We start from the raw sequence: 15,363 nt of genomic DNA on the forward strand, positions 1-15,363 counted from the left end.
AGGAGGGGTTCGTTAATTTAGTAATCTTTGAATAGATTTATTGTCCTAAAACTTGAATTGGTATGTTTTTGCCGCTTTTGGTTCCATCTCCAATTTGTCCAAAAGTATTGCCTCCCCAGCCAAAAGCAAATCCTTCCGCACTTACACCCAAAGAATGAACATTTCCAGATGATAAAGTTTTATAACCCTCTAAATTGGTAATTTCAACTGGTAAGGAGTCATTTGTTGTTTTGCCATTTCCAAATCCTCCACTTCCATTGCCGCCCCACGCCCATACTGTTCCATCCTCTTTTTTGGCAAAAGAATGAAATCTACCAGCTTCAACTTCTACTACATTTTCAAGATTCAATACTTGTACTGGGGTATATTGGGTAGTTTTATTATTAATACCCAATTGCTCGTATGAATTCTCTCCCCAAGACCATACTGTACCATCACTTTTCAATGCCAAGGAATAATAATAACCTGCTGAAATATCAATAACATCCGTCATCCCTTCAACCTGCACAGGCACCTTTGAATTATAAATATTCTTTCCAAGACCTGATTGGCCATATTTATTGTCTCCCCATGCCCATACTGTTCCATCATTTTTTAATGCAAGAGAATGGAAACTCCCTGCTTTGATTTTTTTCACATTATCAAGATTTGCCACTTCGACAGGAATTTTGGATGCTTTACTTGAAGCTTCGTCACCTAGTCCTAGTTCATTTTTGCCCCAAGCCCATACACTTCCATTTTCCTTCAATGCCAGGTTAAATTCCGCTCCAGCCGCGATATCTTTTACTTCCTCAAGTCCTTCAATTTGGGCAGGTGTAGTCACGATACTCCCACTTGCACTACCAACTTGCCACTGCCCATTCCCCCCCCACCCCCATACTGTTCCATCTTTCTTTAATGCCAATGAATGCACTCCAGAACCCGCATCAATCTTTACTACATTACCTAGTGCAGACACTTGTTTTGGGACTGTACTCTCTTTAGTGGAATCGTCCCCTAATTGCCCGAACATATTATTTCCCCAGGCCCATACTGTTCCATCTGTTTTTAGAGCAAGCGAGTGATTACTCCCAGCACTTACTAACTCAATTTTTTCGTGCTCTTCACATGCAAACGCTTGTCCTGTAGGCATCAAAAGCAAAGCAGAAACTAGAAGACTTACTGAGAAATTTTTAATCCTTTTCATGATTATCCCCTTTGAGTTATGATTTAACATTTTTCACTATAATTAAATAACCTGAATATGTAAAACATTTCATTTTTTGATAATTTGTGTTTTTTTATTTTTCTCGCTCAAATTCTTTAAGCATTTCAATTATTCAGCGTTTGTAAAATTCTTTAGATTACCTTCCTCCTCTTAGTGAATACACTGTGTAATGAATTACTTCCCTCGCTTTCAAGTCTGGGCTTTTTATCGATTAAACTCCTCCTTATGCCCAAGTTATTGAGTTTCTATTTTTATTTTACCGATTAATTTTTTGTTCGGTGAAATCGCTGGAAGTGTAAACTTTTGTAAGTAAGTGTAACCACTTCATACAAATGTCCTAGTAAAGATAGAAAAGCCCCTCACCCAATTAATGGCGAGGGGAGGACAGAAGTTGATCACGATACTAGCGATTTGAAGTTGCAAGTCTTCGTAGCTGCTATCCACTCCACTTTACCCACAGCTCTTTGCAAGAATTGTGAGTAATTTGTACGGAATCTGCCCATCGGGAATGCAGGGCAGTTTTTCCACGCGTAACCGGGGTACTCCTGGTGACCAAGCACCTGCTTCATGGAGTGAAGGCTTCCGTGTTGCGCATCCGATGTTTTTGTGGATACATTCACAATTTGTTCATCCGACTCATGCAAACAAATACAAGTCAACCGGACGATTTCTCGCCCGGTTGCTTCCATGGATTACCTCACAGCTTCTTTCTTGCCAAAGAAAGTACGCAACGCCTTGTATACCTCGCCCTTTTCCCGAATGACACAATGCATGAATTTCGGCTCCTTGATGTGGCGATACGCTGACATAAGAGTGCTGTGCCTATTATACTGATTCACTTCGCCATAGCCGAACATGTTGCATCTCTCTATGAGCTCTTTTACCAGCTTTACGCAACGTTCATTGTCAGACGTGAGGTTGTCGCCATCGGAAAAATGGAACGGGTAAATGTTGTACTGCGATGTCGGGTAGCGGCTATCGATAATCTCCAACGCTTTTTTGTAAGCAGAGGAGCAGATCGTCCCCCCGCTCTCCCCTTTCGAGAAAAAGGTGTCCTCCGTCACTTCCTTGGCATCCGTATGATGGGCAATGAAGACGATCTCGACCTTTTCGTACTTGGTGCGCAGAAACCGTACCATCCAGAAGAAAAAGCTGCGGGCGATATACTTTTCAAACACACCCATCGATCCGGAAGTATCCATCATCGCAATAATGACAGCATTGGAATGAGGCTTGATGATCTCTTCCCACGTCTTGAAGCGTAGATCATCATCGGTGATCCCCAGCTCCATATCACTGTAGCCTGCCAGCGCATTTCGGCGAATGGCCGCAATCAGCGTACGTTTTTTATCAATATTGCCCATCAAGCCCTTTTTCCTGACATCATTGAACCGAGTCTCTTCCACGACGATTTGTTCCTCGTCTTTTTGTTGAAGGTTCGGCAGCTCCAGCTCGGCGAAAAGCATCTCCTGCAATTCTTCTACGCTGATTTCAGCCTCATAGTAGTCTACACCTGGCTGATCGCCCGCTCCCTGACCTTTTCCTGGCCCTTGCGCCGGATCGCCGTCACGGGCTACGACATCGCCTACTTTACTGTTTCCTTTACCTTGACCGCCATGTTTTCCCTTTTGGAAGTTAAAACGCAATCGGTATTCATCCAGGGAGCGAATAGGGATCTTAATGACTTCCCGACCATTCGACATGATGATGTTTTCTTCGCTGACGAGATCGGGCAGATTTTTTTTGATCGCTTCTTTCACTTTTTCCTGGTGTCGATTTTGGTCCTGGTACCCTTTGCGGTGCAGCGACCAGTCTTCCCGGGAGACAATGAACGATGATTCATCTTTCATGCCGTCTCCTCCTAGCAACTGGCGCAATCTGCGCCGAATATGATTATGACGTGCCCCTCATGTCGCCAACGTTCTGTCATCTGTTCAACAGGCTTCCCACGTAGCGCAGCAGCTCATTTGCGCAAACCGGGCAATATTGATGCTCTTCGATAAGACGCTTGGTAACCTCATTAATTTTCTTGAGCTGATGCTCATCCGGTGTTTTGTTCGAGGTCGTAATCTTGACAACATCCTTCAGATCGGCAAACAGCTTCTTCTCGATAGCTTCCCGCAAACGATCATGCGTGCTGTAGTCAAAACGCTTCCCTTTACGCGCGTAGGCCGAGATACGGATGAGAATTTCTTCACGGAAGGCCCGCTTGGCATTTTCCGAGATACCAATTTGCTCCTCGATGGAACGCATCAGGCGCTCATCTGGATCCATCTCCTCACCTGTAACGGGGTCACGGATTTTGTTCATGTTGCAATAAGCTTCCACATTATCCAAATAGTTATCCATGAGCGTTTTTGCCGACTCTTCGTAGCTGTAGACAAACGCCTTCTGCACTTCTTTTTTCGCCAGCTCGTCGTATTCCTTGCGCGCGATCGAGATGAAGTTCATATACCTCTCCCGCTGCTCCTTGGTTATGGACGGATGCTGGTCAAAACCTTCTTTTAGCGCCCGAAGAATATCAAGCGCATTGATGCACTCCGTATCGCGACGGATCAGTGCACTGGAGATACGGTTGATGACATAACGCGGATCAATACCGGACATTCCTTCATCGGCATGCTCGTTACGTAGCTCTTCCAGATCGGCTCCCTTGAAGCCTTCCACCGATTCACCGTCATACAGCCGCATCTTTTTCAGCAAATCGGCCCCTTGTTTTTTCGATTCTTTCAAGCGGGTCATAATGGAAAAGACTGCTGCTGACCGGAGCGCATGTGGTGCAATATGCACATGCCCCAAGTCGGATTGCTTAATTAATTTCGCGTATATTTTTTCTTCGTCACTGACACGCAGATTATACGGCATCGGCATGACGATAATCCGAGATTGCAGTGCCTCATTTTTCTTATTCCCAATAAAAGCCTTGTACTCCGATTCGTTCGTATGCGCAACAATCAGCTCATCTGCAGAAATGAGGGCAAAACGACCTGCCTTGAAGTTTCCTTCCTGCGTCAGCGACAGGAGATGCCACAAAAATTTCTCGTCGCATTTCAGCATTTCCTGGAATTCCATCAACCCACGATTGGCTTTGTTCAGCTCCCCATCAAAACGATATGCACGAGGGTCAGACTCAGAGCCGTACTTCGTAATCGTCGAAAAGTCGATACTCCCCGTCAAATCGGCAATATCCTGTGACTTCGGATCGGAAGGGCTAAATGTACCGATCCCGACACGATTGGCTTCGGAAAACAAAATCCGGCGAACAGGGAAATCCTCGATGCACCCCCCATATTCGGACTCCAGCCTCATCCGGTTATAGGGCGTCAATTCTCCTTCAATCTTGATGCCCAGCTCTTCTTCTACCTCTGGACGCAGCTCGTGCGGGATAAGATGAAGAGGCTCTTCGTGCATCGGGCAACCATCAAGTGCAAAGATCGCTCCGGCTTCCGTCCTGGAATACTCCTCCAGTCCCCGCTTGAGCATCGTCACGAGCGTAGACTTACCGCCACTGACAGGTCCCATTAAGAGCAAGATGCGTTTGCGAACATCCAGACGACGTGCAGCCGAGTGGAAATATTCCTCCACTAGGCGCTCAACAGAACGATCCAATCCGAAGATTTCTCGACTAAAAAATTGATACGAACGTGAGCCGTCCTCGTTCTCTTCAACCCCCGCGCTTTTAATCATGTTGTAGACGCGTGAGTGCGCCGTCTGGGCAATTTGCGGATTTTTACGTACTAGTTGCAAATATTCGGCGAATGTTCCTCTCCACATCAGGTTTTCTTCGCGGGCCCGGTGCTCAGCGATCCGTTTTAAAATGTCCATGTTCGACACTCCTCCCTCTTAAGCCCTCTCTCTTCCCAACGCCAATGTACTCTCATGTATATGTCCGCCTGCGGTCACGCATTCACGTGCAAGCCGTTTTCTCCGGTTGCCAACAGGCTCTTACAGCCTTTACATATGTGTATGCGCGATATCAGCACAAGTTTCAGCAATCTTCCCATAAAAATACGGCACATTGCTTTTTCACGGCTTGGAAGATTACGGAATTGTAAGGTTTAACGAGCGTAGCTGTAAGTTGATTCGATAGTTTGTAATCCCTCTCCCCCTGTAAAATACAATCATAAGCAACATACACGGAAAGCCAATACGGATTGGCGTAAAATAACGGAGGAACGAACATGGACATCCAAACAGAACGTATTCAAGTAAAAAAAGGACTTTATTTGACCGGCATCGCAGCCTTGGTGATTCTCTCGGTATTTATTTACCAAGCAGTGACAGGAATGGAACTCGATACAGGAGAAATACTGAGTGTGCCCATTTCGCTTTGTGCCTTCTTGAAACTCGTGAATGACCATCGAAAATTGTCACTTACGTAAGGGAGCAACAGCTTTAAGGCGTTTGCAAAGTGGGCAGGCTACGCTATAATGGGAGTAGTTTGTTTCCGAAAGGAGCTGTCAACCGTGGGTACATTTATCGTGGCAGTGGTCTTCGTAGCTTTTCTGTTTTTCATCCTGACAGCTGGCTACAACGAGGACAAAACCTGGAACCTGTAAGAAGCATCCAGGGAAAAAAGCAGGCAGCCTACTGTGGCAACCTGCTTTTTTTGTTTTCTTGTTATTTCTTATTCTCTTTGTTTTCTGCTTTTTTTGCTTCGATTTCTGCCTTGATTTCTTTTGCGCTCTTGTCTGCTGTTTCGACGCCCCACTTGGCAGCCTTTTCTTTCAGGTTCGCAAGCTTCTCTTGCTTCTTCGCTTCTTTTGCTGCCTTTTTCTCTGCGTTTGCTGCTTTTTTTGCTACTTTTGCTTCTTTAATTGCCGCTTTTACTTCCTTCGCTGTTTTACCTGCGGTTTCAACGCCCAGCTTCACAGCTTTCTCGTTTAGCTTGGCGAGCTGTTCCTGTTTCTTCGCTTCTTTTGCTGCTTTTTTTGCTGCCTTTTTCTCAGCGTTTTCTGCTTTCTTTGCTGCTTTTGCTTCTTGAATCGCTGCTTTTACTTCCTTATTTGTTTGATCCGTGGTTTCGACGCCCCACTTAGCAGCCTTCTCGTTCAGTTTTGCTCTGTTTTCTTCCTTTTTCTCCGCTTTCGAGTGCGTAACTGTAGCATCCGCTCCTGTATCCGCCGCAGCTACTACAGAGATACCACTAAACAGCAAGGTAGCCATTACCAGAGACGAAACAAGTTTTTTCATGAGATTTCCTCCTTTTATTATGTAAAACGTGGTTGTACACCCCTAGCCTACCTGATGATTTTGGGAAAAGTATGTGAAAAAGCAGGCTTGGCCATTTTTTCAAATGGACAGCCTGCTTCTCGGTTATACTTTCATAGTTATTCCTTACCCTGCAAACACACCGTTTTTTTCAGAAATCGCCGTAAACAGCTCTTCTAATGATCCCCGCTGATCGACCTGATACTGAGGCTCACCACGGTCTTCCATCCAATTGGTTACCAGAAACGTTTTCATTCCCAGCTTGGATGCGACCATGTCCTCCTGCATGTGATTCCCGACCATGACACAATCTGTCGGCTCAACCCCAAGCTTTTGGCAAATCTCATTATAATAACCAGGATTCGGCTTCGTGAAATGCGATTCCTCATACACGGTGACCAGTTCGAAATCATCCGGGGACATCCCGATCCAAGCGAGGCGATGGTGAATCGCATCCCGCGGGAAAACAGGATTCGTCGCTACTGCAACCCGAAAACCTTGTTCTTTAGCCGCAGCAATAATTTGCTTTGCCCATGGCGAAGGATACGTCAGGTGAGAAAGCGTCGGAAATACATCGCGATAAAACGAATCGAACAGAGGCCATATTTCCTCTCGATCCCACTCACTATGTTCCGTAAAATGTTCGATAAAAACTTGCTCGTTCGTCTTGTCAGGCTCTTGGTTCATGATCATTGCTTTGGTCGCATCCCAGACCAACGCCAACAGCTTTTCGGTATCGTACTTATCTCCGACATGACGGCCTACTTCAACCAAGTAACTTTTGACAAAGGGTTCAGTCTGCATCTCTAATAGCGTACCGTCCAAATCAAACAGGATGGTGTTCACAGTCATAATGGATATCTCCCTCCCAAATGCCTTACGATAACGATGGAAAACCTAACTGGCGAAGTCCCTCAAACAAGACAATTGCTGCACAATTGGACAGGTTCACAGAACGGGTCGCACCGCTCATCGGGATACGAATAGTCTGTTCCCGATATTTTTCTGTCAGTTCTTCCGGCAAGCCCGTCGTCTCCTTGCCCAAGATAATGTAGTCGCCATCCCGGAAGGAAACGTCCGTATACAACTTTTCCCCCCAGGTCTCCACAAAGTAAAAAGTGCCCGCACCTTCTCCTTGTGCCTCAACAAAGTGCTCGAAACTCTCATGATGGTGAACGTTAACCGCATGCCAATAATCGAGACCAGCTCGCTTCAGGTAACGATCGTCCGTTGAGAATCCTAGTGGATGAATCAAATGCAGATGCGCTCCTGTCGCTGCACATGAACGGGCAATATTTCCCGTATTGGCAGGGATGAGCGGCTCATGCAAAACAATATGTAACGGCATATCTGAAAATCTCCTTGTAAATTGCGAACTTGTTACCAGTACACGTCCTATTATACCACCGTGCCCAGCTTCTGTAACAAATGGAGTGCCTGCTGCATCTAATCAGAAAACTTTGCTATCGAAAGGAGTGCTGATTAGATGGGGACATCCGTTTCATTTGGGCGACGCCTTGTCGCACATGTGAGCATCCTGAGTTTGATCCTGTTAATCGCCAGTTGGATGTGGGCTGATTTTTCTTCGTTCCCTGCCCTGGAAACATGGAGCATGCTTCTCGGCTATCTCTCATTTATTTTGATTGGCTGCACCCTATTGATTGGTCCACTCCAGTCCTGGCTCCCTGCTGGCTGGATGCCTAACAGCTTGTCCATCCGCCGAGATATCGGCATATGGGCTGGGCTAACCGGACTGCTGCACGTCATTCTTGTGCTCGTCCTTTTTGAAAATGAGCCTCAGCTAATGATCATACATGAAAACCGTTCAGAAAAGGCTGATGGATGGTTGGGTCTGTTCTTTGACGCTTCCTCTGATCCGACTATGTGGCCATCTCCCAACTGGACGCTTACAGGCGTTGCGAACTACCTTGGGCTGTTTGCCTTTTTCATTCTACTAGCCCTGTGGCTGACATCTTCTGCACAGGCAGAAAAATGGCTGGGTGGCTCCAGTTGGAAAAGGCTTCATCTCGCCAATCCATGGCTTTTTGTCATCGCCTTGTTCCATGGCTTGATTTACATCCAATCCATCAAAGGAGAACCGCACACCTTTTCAGACTTGCTCGTTTTTGCAGCAATGATTTGGCTGGTTCGCAGCATCGCTTTTATACGACGAGCTTTTTATCGCAAGAGGTAATTACACCCCTCTTATATGAAAGAAGGCATAGCGCATGTTGGGCGTATAGGCTGTGGAATCCTCATATGCCCAGTAACGCATGCTGCTATCTGTCGTATGGGCGTTCACTAACGGCATCTGATTCGCGTCTTTTGCGACCACAATCGTATTGTGCTGAAAACGCCCATCTCCGTTAAAATCATAACAAATGATATCACCTGGGACCAATTCGGCCGCAGAGCTTTTCGAAACTGCCCGCATAGGTGCTCCACCCGATTTCAAAAGCAAATACAAGCTATGCGCAACCGTCCAGCTATAACTCCAAGAGGCCCCTTTTCCCGTGCGAATCCACCAGCCCTTGCCCATCTCTTTAGACATCTGCATAGGGATTCCGCCTGCGTGTAAACATTGCGAAATAAAGTTCGTGCAGTCATCCGTAAAACGAGGATACACGGGATTGGTCGTGTTCCAGTAGCGTTCCGCGTACGCGACTGCATTTGCAGCGTTGTACCCTCCCGCTCCATGCACGATCAGCATCGGTTGGTCGATGGCATCCTCGACGCCTGACACAACGATGATAGGCTCCTCCTCCTCTTCCTCGATCACCAATTTTTGATCACCATTCGACTCCCTTGCCCCGATAATCGACCACTTTTCGTTCGTTTTGAGCAACTGGAGCTGAAACAATCGTTTGTTTGCCTCTTTATACTTGGTTTGCTTAATCCCCAGCGTTTTATTTTCTTGCCATTGAACTGTTATTTCCATGGTGGCATTAGTATCTACCCAGCACATGGGCGTTACTTGTCCCTGGACAGCCAATAATTTGACTCCCCGTTCCTCAGCTCTCTGCTTCTCCCGGTTCAGTCGATTCCACTCTTCCTGTACGCCAGAATCTTCTGTGCAATAAAAAGGCAGCAGTCGCTCATACTTTCCATCCGTAGATGACTGGTGAACTGCTTGAAAGTATTGCTGAACAAATTCACGCCACTCCACTTTCCCCTCCTCCTTTCCGCCTCCAGACTGTGACAAAGCCCATGAACTGTTCATCTCAATGAAGAATATGTCGCTCGTGGAGCATTCAGAAGAAAAAGAAAAGCTGTCCGAGCAAGCAGACAGCTTATTAGGATGAAGCGTGAGCAAAAAGTGGACCTTCTTCTAGGGAAAGTAAATATTCTTTAATGGATAAGCCACCGCCGTACCCGACCAAGGCACCATTCGAGCCAATGACTCGATGACACGGTATAATGACAGGAATCGGATTACGATTGTTCGCACCGCCAATAGCCCGAACAGCTTTCGCCGCTCCAATTGCCAAGGCAATATCTTTGTAAGAACGAGTTTCTCCATAGGGAATGTTCGATAGCTCATTCCATACAGACTTTTGAAAGGGAGTTCCGTACAATACGGTTGGAACATCAAACGTCTTGCGCTTGCCTGCAAAATACTCTTCTAGCTGTATTTTTGCAGGCTCATTAATCGCATCGTTACGCGTTGGGGTAATCCCTACGAACGTTTTTTTGCACCAGCGCATAAGTGGCTCCAATCCGTCTTGTTCATTGGCAAACTGAATGTAGCATAGCCCTTCTTCTGTAGAAGCCAAGAGCAATGGTCCAATCGGTGAATCCATCATGGTATAGCCTAATTCCTTTGCCATTTAACGTCCTCCCTCTATTGTTCAAACTAAGCCTGTTCATGGATCATGCTCATGCCTTTTTCTATCTCTTCCACCACTTCGGGTGACGCCTCTTTTGCTTTTGCGGTAATGAGCGCCTCTTGTGCCTGCTCTCCTCCGATTTTTCCAAGCGCCCATGCAGCAGTTCCGCGGATGACTGGACGAGGGTCTTCAAACAAAAGACGCTCCAAATGAGGAACAGCCGTCCGATCCTTGAAATGGGCAAGCGCTAGTATGACATTACGCTGAATGGGCTTTTTGCCCCGCCAAGATGAAGAGGATTGGCCAAACTTTTCCTTGAACTCCTTATTGCTCATCTGAAGCAGAGGAATCAATAAAGGCTTCGCAATCTCCGGGTCAGGTTGAAATTCAGCATGATGGTCGTTGTCGATGCGACGATTCTTCGGACATACCGTCTGACAAGTGTCGCAACCATACAGCCGATTCCCGATTTTTCCGCGGAATTCATCGGGAATAAAGTCTTTCACCTGTGTCAAATAAGCTACACATCGCTGTGCATCAAGCTGCCCGCCCTGAATCAAGGCTCCGGTCGGACAAGCGTCTACACATATATTACAGTCGCCACAGCCTTCTTCGATTGGGTGATCGCTTGGCAACGGAAGATTCGTTACAAGCTCCCCCAAGTACACCCATGATCCGAACTCCGGCGTTATAATGGCGCAGTTTTTTCCTACAAACCCAATCCCAGCTCGCTCGGCTACCGCACGATCAGACAGTGCTCCCGTATCTACCATGGATTCGATCCGAGCCCCTGGCTCCAGCTCCATAATGAATCGCGTCAGTTTGTCCAGCTTGTCGCGCAGAACGTGATGGTAATCGGTTCCCCATGCTGCTCGGCACAAGATTCCCCGGTATGCACCAAGCTCTGACTTTGGTGGATTTTTGAGCTTGGAAGGATAGGCCAGTGCTATTGAAATCAGCGAACGTGCCCCGTCCAACAACAGTTCCGGGTTCGTCCTCTTTTCTAAATCAGGCTCTTCAAATCCAGATTCATAACCCTTTTCCCGATGTACAATGAGCCGTTCTTTTAAGGTCGTGAATGGATCGGCACTGGCAAACCCGATCTTATCGATTCCGATTTCCTTTGCATAATCAATGATGGACTGCTTTGTCTGCTCCCAGTACTGCAAGTCGTTCACAGTTGTTTAATCGCTCCTGTCGCCAATTCGTCGCAGCGGTTGTTCCATTTGTTGTCGGCGTGTCCTTTGACTTTTACGTACTCTACCTTGTGGGTGTCCATCAATTGCAGCAGTTCTTTCCATAAGTCCTGATTTTCCACCTGCTGGCCTTTACTGTTTTTCCAGCCGTTTTTCAGCCAGGCTTTATACCAGCCTTGTTTGAAACAGTTGACCAAGTATGCACTATCACTGGACAGCGTCACCTTACAAGGCTCCTTCAGTGTAGAGAGCGCCTTGATGGCCGCCATCAGCTCCATTCTGTTATTCGTTGTATGTGGTTCGGCACCGGACATTTCCTTGATGTGTTGACCGTACATCAGTACAGCCCCCCAACCACCTGGTCCTGGATTGCCGGAACAAGCTCCATCTGTATAAATCTCAACCTCACGCATCGTCATCGTCAGGATTCCCTCCTCTGTTCTCTTCTATTGTATCGAAGCTTAGTCGCTTCCACAAAAATTTTTTGTTATACTACCAAAAATAGGTTCAGTAAGGAGTGTCTATCGATGAAAGTTCAGCTAGATCCTTCCGTGTCCGAGCGTCTGCCGCAATTTTCTCTCGGCATTTTACAATACAGCAATGCTTCCGTCAGTGACTCCCCCAAAATGCTACAGGGACGTATCAATTATTATGTGGAGAGCTTGCGGCTGGATCACAACACCGCAAACCTGACAGAAATAGAAGGCATCCGCGAGTGGAGAGCCTGCTTTAAGCAAGTTGGTATCGATCCGTCCAGATACCGCCCTTCCTCCGAAGCATTGCTTCGCCGGCTGTTGCAGGGAAATCCTTTTTTCTGGATCAACAGCGCCGTTGATGTGAATAATTTTTTCTCGGTTTTGCACGCGCTTCCGTTCGGAATTTATGACGTCAATCACTTAGCGGGTGATATCACTTGTCGACTCGGCCACGCCGAAGATGTCTATGAAGGATTAAATGGACGCGAAGTCAACATGGAAGGAAAACTACTTCTCGCCGATGGTAACGGCGCATTTGGGAGTCCCATTGTCGATTCCAAGCGTTCATGCGTAACGGAACAAAGCCGCGCTCTCCTCCAGGTCATCTTCTTCCATGAAAAAATGGAACCATCTAAAAAAGAAGAAATCGTAGGTTCAGTTGGTCGCATGTTTACGGAAATCAACGGTGGCGAGCTGACTCACTCCTCTGTCATTACTGCCTAAGAAAAAGACGGCCCGTCATGCAGCCTGGCCGTCTTTCTTTACGCTATCTTCTTCCTTTTTTCTAAAAACGATATGTTCCAGGACCAGGCACACAATAACGCCGAGCAATAAGCCATTTCCGAACAAGAAGCTGGCTAATACGGGGAGTTTCTGCCAAGCTACAGCAGGTACGAACATGACTCCGATCCCGACCAAAAGCGAGCTACCCCCAACAATTATCGTACGTTCGTCCATCTTCACATTTACGTAATCCTTCAACCCGAAGCCCAGCAGTTGCGTATAGGAAATGAACATCGCTGCATATGCCACTGGAGTAGGCAAAGCAGCCAAAAAGTGGGCAACAGTGGGAAGCAACCCAATCAGCATCATCCCCAACATCGCTATGACAAATGGCAGACGGGAAGCCATTTTCGTCGTTTGAATAACCGCTGCTGCCAAGGAAAGTGGAATCATACCTACCACACCGCTCAAGCCTGACAGGAAATGGGATACCCCTGTAAAAATACCACCGCGATTGTACTGCTTTTCAGTAGGCACCGTGTCTGTCGCTTTTCCCATAACCGACAAACTCGTCATGAGGTTTGTCAACAAAACGAATCCTGTCAGCATACTCGTTAATACAACGCCCCAATCCCAACGTGGAGGTCCCCAAAAGAAAATAGAAGGCCATGAAAATATTTGCTCAGTAGGCCGGACAGGTTCTGTCCATCCAAGAAGCCCGTACACGATCCAGCCTCCAACCATGCCAAACAAAACGGCAAAACTGGAGAATCTCTTCGTCCGCATAATGAACACAACAAGGGCTACGATCCCTATGGACACAAGTGCTACACCCGGTTGTACCTCTCTTGAATGCTGAAAACCAATACCGAGCATGCCCGTGAGAATGTTACTACACAAAGAAACAGCAAGTAAAATCATATACGTACCTGAAACCAACGGCGTAAACCACTTCTGTAATTTTCCAATCCAGCCTAATAAGCCAAAAATGAAAAAGAGTAGACCTGCTAATATCATACCCACTTGAAAGGATTGACCAATTTCTTGTGGATGGAGACCCATGCTCGTTCCGAGTTGAGCCAAAATGATAAAGATCCCCCACCAAAGTCCAGCCGGACCTTCTATCATCGGATAACGGTGTCCAATCCAAACTTGCAGTAGTGACGCAAGTCCAATGTAAAACATGGTCTGCTGCATCAGCTTTCCAATTTCATCAGCCTGTAAGCCGTACATATCTCCAATCATTAGTGGTACCGCCACACTGCTGGAAACAGTTACGATCATCCACTGTAATACGGACAGCGTTGTAATCCCCATTGGCGGCTTGTCTTGCAGTTTGTAAAACACCTCAACCACCTCGTCTTTTTGCGTACACAAGTTGTCTATTTCCCTGTCTACACTATGTGCATATTAAAGCAGAAAAAAACCCCAATCATCAAGATATCTTGACATTCAGGGTTAGCCTGTAAAAGTATGGTGCCGGTGAAGGGACTTGAACCCCCACGGTTTCCCTCACGATTTTGAGTCGCGCGCGTCTGCCATTCCGCCACACCGGCAAATATTTTGGAGGAGGCACCCGGATTTGAACCGGGGGTGAGGGTTTTGCAGACCCGTGCCTTACCACTTGGCTATGCCTCCATGATATAAAGTAAAACAATTTGAGAAATGGAGCGGACGAAGGGTCTCGAACCCTCGACCTTCGCCTTGGCAAGGCGACGCTCTACCAATTGAGCTACGTCCGCATTTTAATGGCTGGGGTACTAGGATTTGAACCTAGGAATGACGGAGTCAAAGTCCGTTGCCTTACCGCTTGGCTATACCCCAATAAGTAATCCCCAACTATGAATTTATGGGGCGATCGATGGGACTTGAACCCACGAGTGCCGGAGCCACAATCCGGTGCGTTAACCCCTTCGCCACGACCGCCATGATTACTACTATTTTCTTGAAAAATGGCAGGGGCAGTAGGAATCGAACCCACACCAAAGGTTTTGGAGACCTTCGTTCTACCGTTAAACTATGCCCCTATAAAGGTGGCTCGGGACGGAATCGAACCGCCGACACGAGGATTTTCAGTCCTCTGCTCTACCGACTGAGCTACCGAGCCTTATATCTATGCTTTACGCGCCAATTTCATTTGATTAGAAATGGCGGAGCTGACGGGACTCGAACCCGCGACCTCCGGTGTGACAGACCGGCGTGAACTCCAACTTCACCACAGCTCCATATTTGGTTGCACCCACTAGGTGCTCCGATCCCACTTGATCAAGTAGAGCAAGTAGAAAATTTGGTTGCGGGAGCAGGATTTGAACCTGCGACCTTCGGGTTATGAGCCCGACGAGCTACCGAGCTGCTCCATCCCGCGATAGTTAGGACGACTGAGTGTCAGTGTTGCCACAGGACGTGGCGCTTTTAGCTGACCTTCCTTGTCCTTTGATATAAATGGTGGAGGCTGACGGGATCGAACCGCCGACCCTCTGCTTGTAAGGCAGATGCTCTCCCAGCTGAGCTAAGCCTCCAAATCACCTACAAACATGTAGGGATTTTCTAGGTGACCCGTAGGGGATTCGAACCCCTGTATGACAGCGTGAAAGGCTGCTGTGTTAAACCGCTTCACCAACGGGCCAAGATGGCGGATGGAGTGGGATTTGAACCCACGAGACGGTTCGACACCGCCTACACGATTTCCAATCGTGCTCCTTCGGCCGCTCGGACATCCATCC

At 47.2% G+C, this 15,363-nt stretch carries 15 protein-coding genes and 12 tRNA genes; 3 read left to right on the forward strand and 24 right to left on the reverse strand.

Translation table 11 applies throughout. From position 1 onward, the window contains the following. Positions 1 to 37: 37 nt before the first annotated feature. The 4 genes from HPY31_RS19910 to HPY31_RS19925 all read right to left on the reverse strand — a co-directional run bounded on the left by HPY31_RS19910 (position 38) and on the right by HPY31_RS19925 (position 5,032). The gene (locus HPY31_RS19910) at positions 38 to 1,186 is read right to left on the reverse strand and encodes an RCC1 domain-containing protein (RefSeq protein WP_172142141.1); all 1,149 of its coding nucleotides are present in this window, start codon (positions 1,184 to 1,186) and stop codon (positions 38 to 40) included. Positions 1,187 to 1,602: 416 nt separating this feature from the next. After that, positions 1,603 to 1,896, reverse strand: a complete 294-nt coding sequence (locus HPY31_RS28900; RefSeq protein ID WP_253901882.1) for a hypothetical protein — start codon at positions 1,894 to 1,896, stop codon at positions 1,603 to 1,605. Between the two features lie 3 nt (positions 1,897 to 1,899). After that, complete coding sequence (gene yhbH / locus HPY31_RS19920; RefSeq protein ID WP_012684812.1) at positions 1,900 to 3,057, reverse strand: sporulation protein YhbH; 1,158 nt, start codon at positions 3,055 to 3,057, stop codon at positions 1,900 to 1,902. Between the two features lie 76 nt (positions 3,058 to 3,133). Beyond that, positions 3,134 to 5,032: a PrkA family serine protein kinase gene (locus HPY31_RS19925; RefSeq protein ID WP_172142142.1), complete on the reverse strand. Its 1,899-nt coding sequence runs from the start codon at positions 5,030 to 5,032 to the stop codon at positions 3,134 to 3,136. A 356-nt stretch (positions 5,033 to 5,388) separates the two neighbouring features. On the opposite strand from HPY31_RS19925, the gene HPY31_RS19930 reads away from it, so the two are divergent. Beyond that, a complete protein-coding gene (locus HPY31_RS19930) occupies positions 5,389 to 5,589 on the forward strand; it encodes a hypothetical protein (protein WP_172142143.1) in 201 nt (66 codons plus the stop codon). 238 nt (positions 5,590 to 5,827) lie between these two features. On the opposite strand, the gene HPY31_RS19935 is transcribed toward HPY31_RS19930, so the two are convergent. The 3 genes from HPY31_RS19935 to trmL form a co-directional block, all read right to left on the reverse strand. Beyond that, positions 5,828 to 6,400 (reverse strand): hypothetical protein, encoded by a 573-nt coding sequence (locus HPY31_RS19935; protein WP_172142144.1) that lies wholly within the window; start codon positions 6,398 to 6,400, stop codon positions 5,828 to 5,830. A gap of 144 nt (positions 6,401 to 6,544) precedes the next feature. Beyond that, entirely contained in the window at positions 6,545 to 7,270 is a 726-nt protein-coding gene (locus HPY31_RS19940; RefSeq protein WP_172142145.1) for an HAD family hydrolase, read from the reverse strand. A 25-nt stretch (positions 7,271 to 7,295) separates the two neighbouring features. Beyond that, positions 7,296 to 7,766: a tRNA (uridine(34)/cytosine(34)/5-carboxymethylaminomethyluridine(34)-2'-O)-methyltransferase TrmL gene (gene trmL, locus HPY31_RS19945; RefSeq protein ID WP_172142146.1), complete on the reverse strand. Its 471-nt coding sequence runs from the start codon at positions 7,764 to 7,766 to the stop codon at positions 7,296 to 7,298. Positions 7,767 to 7,904: 138 nt separating this feature from the next. Between trmL and HPY31_RS19950 the strand changes: the two genes are divergently transcribed. Beyond that, positions 7,905 to 8,612, forward strand: coding sequence for a ferric reductase-like transmembrane domain-containing protein (locus HPY31_RS19950; RefSeq protein ID WP_172142147.1), 708 nt, complete (start codon positions 7,905 to 7,907; stop codon positions 8,610 to 8,612). Here the strand turns inward: HPY31_RS19950 and HPY31_RS19955 are convergent, their stop codons facing one another. The 4 genes from HPY31_RS19955 to rnhA all read right to left on the reverse strand — a co-directional run bounded on the left by HPY31_RS19955 (position 8,613) and on the right by rnhA (position 11,854). Continuing rightward, on the reverse strand, positions 8,613 to 9,584 hold the full coding sequence (locus tag HPY31_RS19955; protein WP_172142148.1) for an amidase domain-containing protein: 972 nt from the start codon (positions 9,582 to 9,584) through the stop codon (positions 8,613 to 8,615). It abuts the gene before it with no gap. A gap of 127 nt (positions 9,585 to 9,711) precedes the next feature. Beyond that, on the reverse strand, positions 9,712 to 10,245 hold the full coding sequence (locus HPY31_RS19960; RefSeq protein WP_172142149.1) for a methylated-DNA--[protein]-cysteine S-methyltransferase: 534 nt from the start codon (positions 10,243 to 10,245) through the stop codon (positions 9,712 to 9,714). 26 nt (positions 10,246 to 10,271) lie between these two features. After that, complete coding sequence (gene queG, locus HPY31_RS19965) at positions 10,272 to 11,423, reverse strand: tRNA epoxyqueuosine(34) reductase QueG (protein WP_172142151.1); 1,152 nt, start codon at positions 11,421 to 11,423, stop codon at positions 10,272 to 10,274. Beyond that, positions 11,420 to 11,854 (reverse strand): ribonuclease HI, encoded by a 435-nt coding sequence (gene rnhA / locus HPY31_RS19970; protein WP_172142168.1) that lies wholly within the window; start codon positions 11,852 to 11,854, stop codon positions 11,420 to 11,422. The genes queG and rnhA overlap by 4 nt, the downstream gene beginning before the upstream one ends. Positions 11,855 to 11,968: 114 nt before the next feature. Between rnhA and HPY31_RS19975 the strand changes: the two genes are divergently transcribed. After that, positions 11,969 to 12,640 carry a B3/B4 domain-containing protein gene (locus tag HPY31_RS19975; RefSeq protein WP_172142153.1) on the forward strand — a complete coding sequence of 224 codons (672 nt, stop codon included), beginning with the start codon at positions 11,969 to 11,971 and terminating at the stop codon, positions 12,638 to 12,640. A gap of 15 nt (positions 12,641 to 12,655) precedes the next feature. Here HPY31_RS19975 and HPY31_RS19980 read toward each other — a convergent pair whose 3' ends face one another. From HPY31_RS19980 to HPY31_RS20040, 13 genes are all read right to left on the reverse strand, one after another. Then, positions 12,656 to 13,987: a purine/pyrimidine permease gene (locus HPY31_RS19980; protein ID WP_172142155.1), complete on the reverse strand. Its 1,332-nt coding sequence runs from the start codon at positions 13,985 to 13,987 to the stop codon at positions 12,656 to 12,658. Positions 13,988 to 14,114: 127 nt separating this feature from the next. Next, positions 14,115 to 14,196: transfer RNA gene (locus tag HPY31_RS19985), tRNA-Leu, on the reverse strand. A gap of 8 nt (positions 14,197 to 14,204) precedes the next feature. Further along, positions 14,205 to 14,278: transfer RNA gene (locus HPY31_RS19990), tRNA-Cys, on the reverse strand. A 28-nt stretch (positions 14,279 to 14,306) separates the two neighbouring features. Beyond that, positions 14,307 to 14,382, reverse strand: a tRNA-Gly gene (locus HPY31_RS19995). Between the two features lie 7 nt (positions 14,383 to 14,389). Next, a tRNA-Gln gene (locus HPY31_RS20000) sits at positions 14,390 to 14,464 on the reverse strand. Positions 14,465 to 14,490: 26 nt separating this feature from the next. Further along, positions 14,491 to 14,566: transfer RNA gene (locus HPY31_RS20005), tRNA-His, on the reverse strand. 27 nt (positions 14,567 to 14,593) lie between these two features. Next, a tRNA-Trp gene (locus HPY31_RS20010) sits at positions 14,594 to 14,667 on the reverse strand. A 7-nt stretch (positions 14,668 to 14,674) separates the two neighbouring features. Further along, positions 14,675 to 14,747 (reverse strand) — tRNA-Phe (locus HPY31_RS20015). A gap of 41 nt (positions 14,748 to 14,788) precedes the next feature. Further along, positions 14,789 to 14,865, reverse strand: a tRNA-Asp gene (locus HPY31_RS20020). A gap of 63 nt (positions 14,866 to 14,928) precedes the next feature. After that, positions 14,929 to 15,005 (reverse strand) — tRNA-Met (locus HPY31_RS20025). Positions 15,006 to 15,083: 78 nt separating this feature from the next. After that, positions 15,084 to 15,159: transfer RNA gene (locus HPY31_RS20030), tRNA-Val, on the reverse strand. Between the two features lie 33 nt (positions 15,160 to 15,192). Continuing rightward, positions 15,193 to 15,266: transfer RNA gene (locus HPY31_RS20035), tRNA-Glu, on the reverse strand. A gap of 4 nt (positions 15,267 to 15,270) precedes the next feature. Then, positions 15,271 to 15,363: transfer RNA gene (locus HPY31_RS20040), tRNA-Ser, on the reverse strand.

It is taken from the genome of Brevibacillus sp. HB1.3 (genome assembly GCF_013186635.1).
GTDB classification, from domain to species: domain Bacteria; phylum Bacillota; class Bacilli; order Brevibacillales; family Brevibacillaceae; genus Brevibacillus; species Brevibacillus brevis_D.

Excerpts from the sequence above, each read along its gene's own strand:
- HPY31_RS19910 (WP_172142141.1), bottom strand. The coding sequence starts at position 1,186 with ATGAAAAGGATTAAAAATTTCTCAGTAAGTCTTCTAGTTTCTGCTTTG.
- HPY31_RS28900 (WP_253901882.1), bottom strand. The coding sequence starts at position 1,896 with ATGGAAGCAACCGGGCGAGAAATCGTCCGGTTGACTTGTATTTGTTTG.
- yhbH (WP_012684812.1), bottom strand. The coding sequence starts at position 3,057 with ATGAAAGATGAATCATCGTTCATTGTCTCCCGGGAAGACTGGTCGCTG.
- HPY31_RS19925 (WP_172142142.1), bottom strand. The coding sequence starts at position 5,032 with ATGGACATTTTAAAACGGATCGCTGAGCACCGGGCCCGCGAAGAAAAC.
- HPY31_RS19930 (WP_172142143.1), top strand. The coding sequence starts at position 5,389 with ATGGACATCCAAACAGAACGTATTCAAGTAAAAAAAGGACTTTATTTG.
- HPY31_RS19935 (WP_172142144.1), bottom strand. The coding sequence starts at position 6,400 with ATGAAAAAACTTGTTTCGTCTCTGGTAATGGCTACCTTGCTGTTTAGT.
- HPY31_RS19940 (WP_172142145.1), bottom strand. The coding sequence starts at position 7,270 with ATGACTGTGAACACCATCCTGTTTGATTTGGACGGTACGCTATTAGAG.
- trmL (WP_172142146.1), bottom strand. The coding sequence starts at position 7,766 with ATGCCGTTACATATTGTTTTGCATGAGCCGCTCATCCCTGCCAATACG.
- HPY31_RS19950 (WP_172142147.1), top strand. The coding sequence starts at position 7,905 with ATGGGGACATCCGTTTCATTTGGGCGACGCCTTGTCGCACATGTGAGC.
- HPY31_RS19960 (WP_172142149.1), bottom strand. The coding sequence starts at position 10,245 with ATGGCAAAGGAATTAGGCTATACCATGATGGATTCACCGATTGGACCA.
- rnhA (WP_172142168.1), bottom strand. The coding sequence starts at position 11,854 with ATGCGTGAGGTTGAGATTTATACAGATGGAGCTTGTTCCGGCAATCCA.
- HPY31_RS19975 (WP_172142153.1), top strand. The coding sequence starts at position 11,969 with ATGAAAGTTCAGCTAGATCCTTCCGTGTCCGAGCGTCTGCCGCAATTT.